At 34.7% G+C, this 8,246-nt stretch carries 5 protein-coding genes; 1 reads left to right on the plus strand and 4 read right to left on the minus strand.

The features are described 5' to 3' along the window. Positions 1-205: 205 nt before the first annotated feature. The 4 genes from J0M08_10420 to J0M08_10435 all read right to left on the minus strand — a co-directional run bounded on the left by J0M08_10420 (position 206) and on the right by J0M08_10435 (position 6,495). Positions 206-1,585: a SpoIIE family protein phosphatase gene (locus tag J0M08_10420; GenBank protein MBN8703471.1), complete on the minus strand. Its 1,380-nt coding sequence runs from the start codon at positions 1,583-1,585 to the stop codon at positions 206-208. A gap of 274 nt (positions 1,586-1,859) precedes the next feature. After that, positions 1,860-3,224: an ABC transporter permease gene (locus tag J0M08_10425; protein ID MBN8703472.1), complete on the minus strand. Its 1,365-nt coding sequence runs from the start codon at positions 3,222-3,224 to the stop codon at positions 1,860-1,862. Continuing rightward, the gene (locus J0M08_10430; protein MBN8703473.1) at positions 3,224-4,717 is read right to left on the minus strand and encodes an ABC transporter permease; all 1,494 of its coding nucleotides are present in this window, start codon (positions 4,715-4,717) and stop codon (positions 3,224-3,226) included. Before J0M08_10430 ends, J0M08_10425 begins: the two co-directional genes overlap by 1 nt. Before the next feature lie 20 nt (positions 4,718-4,737). Continuing rightward, on the minus strand, positions 4,738-6,495 hold the full coding sequence (locus J0M08_10435) for a hypothetical protein (protein ID MBN8703474.1): 1,758 nt from the start codon (positions 6,493-6,495) through the stop codon (positions 4,738-4,740). A 221-nt stretch (positions 6,496-6,716) separates the two neighbouring features. On the opposite strand from J0M08_10435, the gene J0M08_10440 reads away from it, so the two are divergent. Beyond that, the coding region (locus J0M08_10440) for a hypothetical protein (GenBank protein ID MBN8703475.1) at positions 6,717-8,246 on the plus strand (1,530 nt) is incomplete at its 3' end.

Raw genomic sequence — 8,246 nt, forward strand, 5'->3', positions numbered from 1 at the left:
TTTTCAGTTTCTGTGACATTGCACCCCAAGTCTTCGATACGCGGGACTGGCCAGTGCGCGGTCATATTGTGCTTGTCGAAATATGTCTGATGAAAGTTTAAAATAAATTCACGCAAATATTCAATTACATCAATTAGAGGATAAGTTAAATTTTGAACAAATTCATTTACACTATTTTTTATCCAAAATAGATAGTAGAATGAATTTAAAAACGAATACCAATTACAGCTATATCGTCTGTTTGCTGGTTTTTTCCAATCCAATTGTTAATCGTATCCTTTAACCCGTTTTTCTGTTTAGTCGTAGTTTCGTGCGATATAGAAAGCAGCGTTTCTCGAAATCTTTTTATCATAAATTTTTTATTATTCACACCCCCAAACTGATCTATATAGCCATCTGTGAATAAATAGACCATATCGCCTTCTATGTAGTTCATTTGTATTTCTTCGAATTTTTTTTCCTCTTCTCGTAACCCGCCTAATGTATGTTTACTGCCTTTAAGTTCTTGTATTTGCTTTTCTCTTATAAAAATGGCAGGTCTTTTTGCACTGGTGTATATAAATTCTTTTTGTGCTTTGTTTACTTTAAGCAAGGCTAAATCCATTCCATCGTGTACGTAATCATTTTTTAATTTTTGTTGTTTTAGTGTAGTTGAAATTCGTTTGTCCAACTCAGTCATTATTTGCGAGGGGCTATATATTTTATTTTCGGTTACAATTTGTGTTAATAGATTGCTGCCAATAACAGTCATCAGCGCTCCCGGCACACCGTGTCCGGTGCAATCTCCACAAACAATAATATAGTTGTCTTTGTCAATTTCATGAAACCAATAAAAATCGCCACTCACAATATCTCTTGGTTGATAAAGTATAAAAGATTGAGGGATACATTTTGCTATATTTTCTTCGTTTGGAAGGACAGCGTGTTGAATTCTACTAGCATAGGTAATTGATGAAACAATTTCTTCTTTTTGTATTTCTAATTTTTTCTTTTGATTGCTAATAAGTCCCTCCGCAGAAATACGATTGTTTATTAAAACTATTATAATATATATATTTAATAGGAATGGAAAAACAATAAAGCCAGAGGCTGTTGGAAGTACTTGATTGGAAGGAATTCCAAGGTTTAAAAATGAAATTTGATTTTCGTTAAAAGGGATACATCCAATAAATAGTAAGGAGATAAATAAGACAATGGCTACCCCCCACTTTTTTCCGAGTACGAAAAATGTGTATAAAATAAGAAGCATACTCCATAAACCTGCTTGAATTTCAAAATAACCATTCTGGCAAATTAAACTCCCCGCAGACATGATGCTATCCATAATAACGAATGTAATTCCTAAAACTTTGAGAGGTACATTTGTTTTAAAAAGAACATAAATAACCGTTAACGAAATAACTTCAAAAATATTAAATCCGAGATGGTACCAAAAGCCATTTATGTATAACTGAATTATAAAAGGTATTGCCAATAAGGACATGAAAAAAGTGAAATCGAAAACAAGATGGATTTTAGCTTTTTCAAATACATCTTCCGTTTGGTTAAGACGGTCTGAAATGAAGTATGCTTTTAATTTTTTCATTTGTTTTGATAGTTAGCTGAAATCAGACCAATATAATAATTGGAATGTTTTTCAGTTTCTGTAAAATTTTCTCCCAAAATCTTCGACATGGAGATAGCTAGTGAAGCAGATAACCATAGCGCATAATCATATTGAGATTGTAGAAAAATGTGTGTAGTATATTTTAAAGCAAATTTCATTGTTTCAAGGTTATTCGCTTTTTTGCATATTGGAAAACCCAATTAGCAAATTCTATTAAAGAAAGCATATAATCAATCTGAAAATAGCAAATAAATTATTTTCTCAATCTTGGGTCAAGAGCGTCTGTTAATCCTTCGCCAACTAAATTGTATAAGGTAACGGTTAAGAAAATAGCAAATCCCGGAAAAATAGCTAACCACCATGCTGTAGGCGATTGACGAGCAGCAGCTAACAACGAGCCCCAAGTTAATGTTTCGGCAGGAACTCCAATTCCTAAAAACGAAAGAGATGATTCTATCAAAATAGCAGATGCTATTCCGAATGCAATGGTAATAAGTACAGGCGCTATAGCATTTGGAATTGCATGCCTAAAAATAATTCTGAATTCGGAAAAACCAAGTGCGTTAGCCGCTTCAATATATTCTAAATTGCGTACACGAAGTAGCTCGGCACGTATAAAACGTGCAATACCCATCCACGATGTAAGCCCAATTATAGCCATAATTATCATAAGAGAGGGTTTTGCAATGGCTACTATTGATATAATTAAAAACATGGTAGGTATAGATACTTTTATTTCTATTAATCGCGATACCAAAATATCTACAGGGATGGTAATTTTTTTCTTGAAAAATGGAATAAATTTTAATACCCAGGTAAAAAAGTTAGCCGTAAGCATGAACAATGCAATTATTGCCAAGCTGATTAATAGTTCTTTAAAGAAGATGCCAAATGAAACCCCTATTGCATCTTTTAAAATATAGCCCCTGGATCCAAATGCATAAAATAGTGCAAATACAAAAAACAATAGATTTAGAAACAAACGTGCTCTCGAAACTTTTAGTCGCTCATCTCCAAAATATCCAGCCATTGCGCCCATCATAATTCCTATGATAGATGCAATTCCCATCGATACAACGCCTACTATAAGCGCAATTCTTGTTCCGTGAATCATTCCTGCAAATATATCGTGCCCAAGCTCGTCTGTGCCCATCCAATGACGCCAACGAGTAGATGGAACATTTTGTACAGCCAATGGACTAACAGAGTGTATATTGTTGTCGTCTAAATTTTTAGGTAGATAAGGAATCGGAGGAAATATAACCCATTCGTATTCTAGTTTTTTCCATTCAATATTTTGAAATTCTTTTTGCCATTCCGATACGCCCATATCTACTGCGTAGGATTTTAAAACAGGGAAATAAGTTTGTCCGTTTATTTTAGCTACTAATGGTTTTTCGTTAGCAATAAAATCGGCAAATAGGGCTATGATAGCCATCAATAGAATAATTCGTAACGAAAAGAAAGCCAATTTGTTTTTTTTAAACTGTTTCTTTACGTTCGACCAAAAACTTTCGTTCTGAATTAATTTAGAGTCATTTGATTGCAGCGCAAAAGCTTCATCTGCCTTTCGGAATGGATTTTTTAAAAACGAAAATATATTTGTAATAACGCTCATTATTTCTTTTTTGAAAACGATATTCTAGGATCTACAACTGCATACATAATGTCTGCTACCAAATTTCCAATCAATGTTAAAATTGCCGTAAACAAAAGAGTTGTAAAAATAATAGGGTAGTTTCTTGCTACAATAGCCTCGTAGCTAACTTTTCCCATTCCCGGAATTGAAAACAGGTATTCAATTGTAAATGCACCAGAAATAACAGCCGGGAAAATATTGGCAAACATAGTAACCATTGGTATTAACGAGTTTCTGAAACCATGTTTCCAAATTACTGTTTTTTCGTCTAGCCCTTTGGCTCTAGCTGTTCTAATGTAATCTTGTCCAATAATATTTAGCATTCCTCCCCGCATTTGTCTAGATAAAAAAGCTAATGATGCGTATGTCCAACAAAAAAGAGGGAGTGCCATTCTATACAAGGTTTCACTAAAAACATATCCAAATGGGGCATCATCCGGTATTGGCTCCGCTCCGGGCGATGGAAACCAAGAAAGATAATCTCCGCCACATAAGTAAATAATTAAAATAGTACCAATCCAAAAAACGGGCAGCGAGTACAACATAAACAAAACGGTAGTGATAATTCGTTCGGATGTTTTCCCTTTATCTATTGCAGATTTTACACCTAGTGGAATTGCGATTAAATAAGCTAAAACAATAGAAGCTAAACTCAATCCCATAGTCCAGCTTAGTGCATCCCAAATTACTGTAGAAACAGGTCTCTTATCTTGATAAGAAGTTCCAAAATCGCCTCTTACAAATCCTTTGCAGGTATATTCTACCTGGCTGTCATCTACCCAAGGTAAGGACGAAAGCCAAGGTTTGTCGCCAAACATCCAATTGTGGTATTGATTTTTTATACCGTAAAAAATAAGTTTTGGTATATACTTTCGATTTTTATTTTGTTTATGAATCATTTCATGATAGGCCGTAACAAGCGAGTTGTAGTGCCCAATAATATTCATAAACGTTGGTGTTTCAGAAAAAATAAAATCGAGATTGGAAATTACGGTTTCTATCTTTTTTTCATCATAATTATCATACAACGTAGCTACGTATCCTTTTGCTCTATTCAATGCATCAGCATTCTCTTCTGTTTTAGGATGGTCGAATAGTACAAATTCTAATTTTCTAATTCGATGATAATACTCAGATACGTTGTCCCATTTTCCATAGGTGAACGATAATCGCTCCAATGTACTTCTATGATTGGCTTTTGGGAATTTATACAACGTGTCCGGGTACGTTGCGTTGGTAAACGAAAAATAGAACAGCGGTAAGTCGAACCCAAGTTGATGTCTTAAGTTTGTATATGCCTTTTCTCCTGCAATTTTTTCAGATGATTGTCCTTCTCCGCCACCGCTGCCTTTGTTTAACATCGTGTCAACGGGGTCTCCGGGTGCATTTATGCTTATCGTAAACGTTACTAACGAAATTACTAGTAGCGTTGGTATAAAAATTAATATTCGTTTAAGAATATATGTTAGCATAAACTATGCGTCTGGTATAATTAATTAGCCGGTGCTGTAAGCTTGAAACTAGCGGGGAAATATCCCGGACGCATAACAGAAGCTTCAGCATTGGTAAACTTTTTATGTATTGCAATACGTTCGGTGGGTGCAAACAAAAATATGTAAGGCACTTCTTCGTGCAATATGGCCTGAAACTCTTTATTCAATTCTGCTCTTTTGTTTTCATCTAGCTCAACACGTATAGCGTCAATTAACTGATCGGCTTTTGCATTGTTAAAGCTTACATAGTTTGAACCTTCGTTTAAAGCAGACTCACTATGAAATATTTGTTTAAAATCGTTAGGACTAGGAGAGCTGATCCAAGCTCCAAAGTATATTTCGAAATTGTGTTTTTTCTGATTGTCGAGGTAAACCGACCAATCTTGCTGACCAACATTTACTTTAATACCAACTTTGCGGGCTTCTTCCTGAAACATAAGTGCAATTTGCTTTCTCATGTCGTTGCCGGAATTGGTACTAAAATCAATAGCAAATTCTGTCTTTTCTCCGTTAATTACTTTATCAATTGTTCCGTCTCCGTTGGTATCTTTCCAGCCTGCTTCTTCTAACAATTGTTTAGCTTTTTCAGTGTTAAATTGGTAGGGTTTAATTTCTGAATTATAATCTCTTGTTTTTGAAGGATGCACCGGACCTATAACGGGTTGAGCCAATCCGTAATACACAGTTTTTATATATTTTTCTACATCCGCAAGATGTGCAAGTGCTTGACGAACTTTTTTGTCTTTTAGTTTTGGCGATTGTGCATTTAAGCCAATGTAGGTATATTGTAAGCTAGATGGTTGATAGGAATTAAAATTTTCTTTGTATTTCTCTGATGCAGGCAACTCTACAAAATCTTTTGGTTTTATTCCTTTCATTACATCAATATTCCCTGCTTTTAGGGCAACAATGGATGATGTTTGGTCATTTATAGTTACATAAATTAATTTGTCGGCAAAAGCTTCAAAAGAAGCAATTTTGTCAGCATATTTATCGCCCCACCAATCTTTTTTCTTTTCTAAAACCACACGTTGTCCGGTTGTCCATTCTGTTAATTTATACGGACCACTACCTACAATAACTTCTTTTTCACGCATGTATTTTTCCGAGTTGAACGCCTCCGCAAACTCTTTCATTTTAGGCTCTTCTGCTAATTTTTCTCCGCCCGCAATAATTTGAGGCAATGTATATTCTTTCAATAATCCTTTAGGGTCGTAGTTATATTCCGGCAAAATATCAGCACTTCCTATTACAGATTCTGCTAAAAAGTAAACTGTATCACAAACGAAGGTTATTTTTTTAGGGTCTTCTGTGTAAAGTTGAATGTCTTTTACAAATTCAAAATAAGGTTTGGTATGAGTATTGTTTACCTTAGGATGCTTTAGAACTTTCATTGTAAACTCTAAATCTTTTGCAGTAATTGGGGTTCCGTTATCCCAAACCGCATCTTGGCGAATTTTAAAAGTTAACTTCATTCCACCATTTTCTGTTTTTTCAATGTCGGGGCGAGCTTCGGCTACTAATGCATCATATTCCAATGTCTTGTAGTTTATGCGAATAAGTGATTGAAATAGCTGCCATTGAATTTCCGAGGCCCCTGCATCAGAGGAGTTCATTGGGTTTAGCATTTCCGGGTCAGACAGTTGGTGAACCTTTACTTCCGATTTAGTTTTAGGTTTGTAACCCGAGCTGCAAGATGCGATAAACAATGCTATAGATAGTAAGGCAAATACTGCGTAATTTCTGCTATTTCTCATATGTACTCAATGCTAGTTTTGTAACATGCAAACCTAATTTATTTATCCAAATAACCCAAAAAATAATGTTAAATTTTGGTGTTGAACGTAATGTAGGTTAAATCAAAATATTTTCTATTTATTTACGTTGTACCTAACCGTGTTGTCAAGTGTAATTTTGTAATAATTTGTTAAGACCCGCTTTTTCTTGTATTGAGTAAAAGCTATATATTTACCCTTAAATGTTGAAAAAGAGCCTAGTTTTATTTTTATTAACAGTAAATTTTGCTGTTTTTGCCCAAACAGAAGTTGAACTTGATTTACAAGCAAATCCTACCTTAATTGGTTTTAAGGCACCTTCTTATAAAATGCAATCTGCACCAGATACGCTGTCCTTACCTTTTATAGATGATTTTTCGTACGATAGTTATTATCCATCTGCAGAAAAATGGTTTTCGGTAAGTACTTTTGTAAATAGATTTTATCCTAAGGCACCACCAACTATTGGAGTTGCTACATTTGATGGGTTAAACTATAAAGGCTATCCATATAATTTTAGTGCATCTTCTAATTCTTCGAATTTTGCAGATACATTATTGTCTAAATACATACGATTAAATACAGCGGTAACTCCGGCCGATTCGGTTTATTTTAGCTTTTTTTACCAAGCAAAAGGGTGGGGGAATGAACCGGAAGTTGGTGATTCGTTGGTGTTAGAGTTTAAGAAGAATGGAGCAGCGTGGGTTAAGGTGTGGGGAAGAAAAGGGTATACTCCCAATTTAGTTTCTGATACCGGTTTTCATTTGGTGCATATTCCTGTAATCGACAGTAGTTATTTTAAAGATAATTTCCAGTTTAGATTCAGAAATAAGGCTACGCTTTCTGGTGCACTAGATCATTGGCATGTAGATTATATTTATTTGAATAAAAATCGTTCTGTAAACGACACAGTTTTTACTGACATATCATTTACCTACAACCCCGGTAGCTTTTTGAGGAATTATACTGCTATGCCTTGGCAGCAATATACCAGTGCAGATATGAAAGATTCTCTTGTAGTATTTATGAGGAATAATTCGTCTTCGGCAATAAACATAGGTTATACAGACTCTGTAGTTTCCAATACCAATAGTTTAATTGATTTTTATAATGCCGGCAATTGTAATGTCAATCCATTTGTTTCTGCCGGGTATGCTTCTTGTTTAACTCATCAATACCCTCAAGTTGGATTTTCTTTCCCTACACTTACTGATTCTGCTTTGTTTACTGCTAATCACAGAATTTACCCAAGCTCGTTTGATCAAATTGCCGAGAATAATTTTGTACAATACAAGCAGAAATTTTATAATTATTTTGCACATGATGATGGTACTGCAGAATCGGGTTATGGGCTAACAACCGGAGGTGCAAAATTGGGCTATCGTTTTGCACTTAATTTTTCTGATACGCTGCGTGCAGTAAGGTTATTTTTTAATCCAATATTAAATGCTGCAAATGGATTTCCTTTTCGTTTGGCTATTTGGGATGACAACGGAGGTCTTCCTAATAATTTAGTATATAAAGATAGTATTGTGTACCCGAAGTATAGCAGTGATTACAACGAGTTTGTTACGTATTTAATTACAAACCCGGCTTTGGTGTTGTCCGCAGGAACTTATTATATAGGTATAATTCAAACAACTGCTAATTTGCTAAACATAGGGTTGGATAAGAATATTAATTCCCAATCACAAACATTTTATATGACATCCGGTTTTTGGCAGCAATCTACT

It is taken from the genome of Bacteroidota bacterium, assembly GCA_017303975.1.
Classification (GTDB): domain Bacteria; phylum Bacteroidota; class Bacteroidia; order JAFLBG01; family JAFLBG01; genus JAFLBG01.

What these genes read in the sequence shown, in the direction of transcription:
- J0M08_10420 (MBN8703471.1), bottom strand. Translation starts at nt 1,585, where the DNA reads ATGAAAAAATTAAAAGCATACTTCATTTCAGACCGTCTTAACCAAACG.
- J0M08_10425 (MBN8703472.1), bottom strand. Translation starts at nt 3,224, where the DNA reads ATGAGCGTTATTACAAATATATTTTCGTTTTTAAAAAATCCATTCCGA.
- J0M08_10430 (MBN8703473.1), bottom strand. Translation starts at nt 4,717, where the DNA reads ATGCTAACATATATTCTTAAACGAATATTAATTTTTATACCAACGCTA.
- J0M08_10435 (MBN8703474.1), bottom strand. Translation starts at nt 6,495, where the DNA reads ATGAGAAATAGCAGAAATTACGCAGTATTTGCCTTACTATCTATAGCA.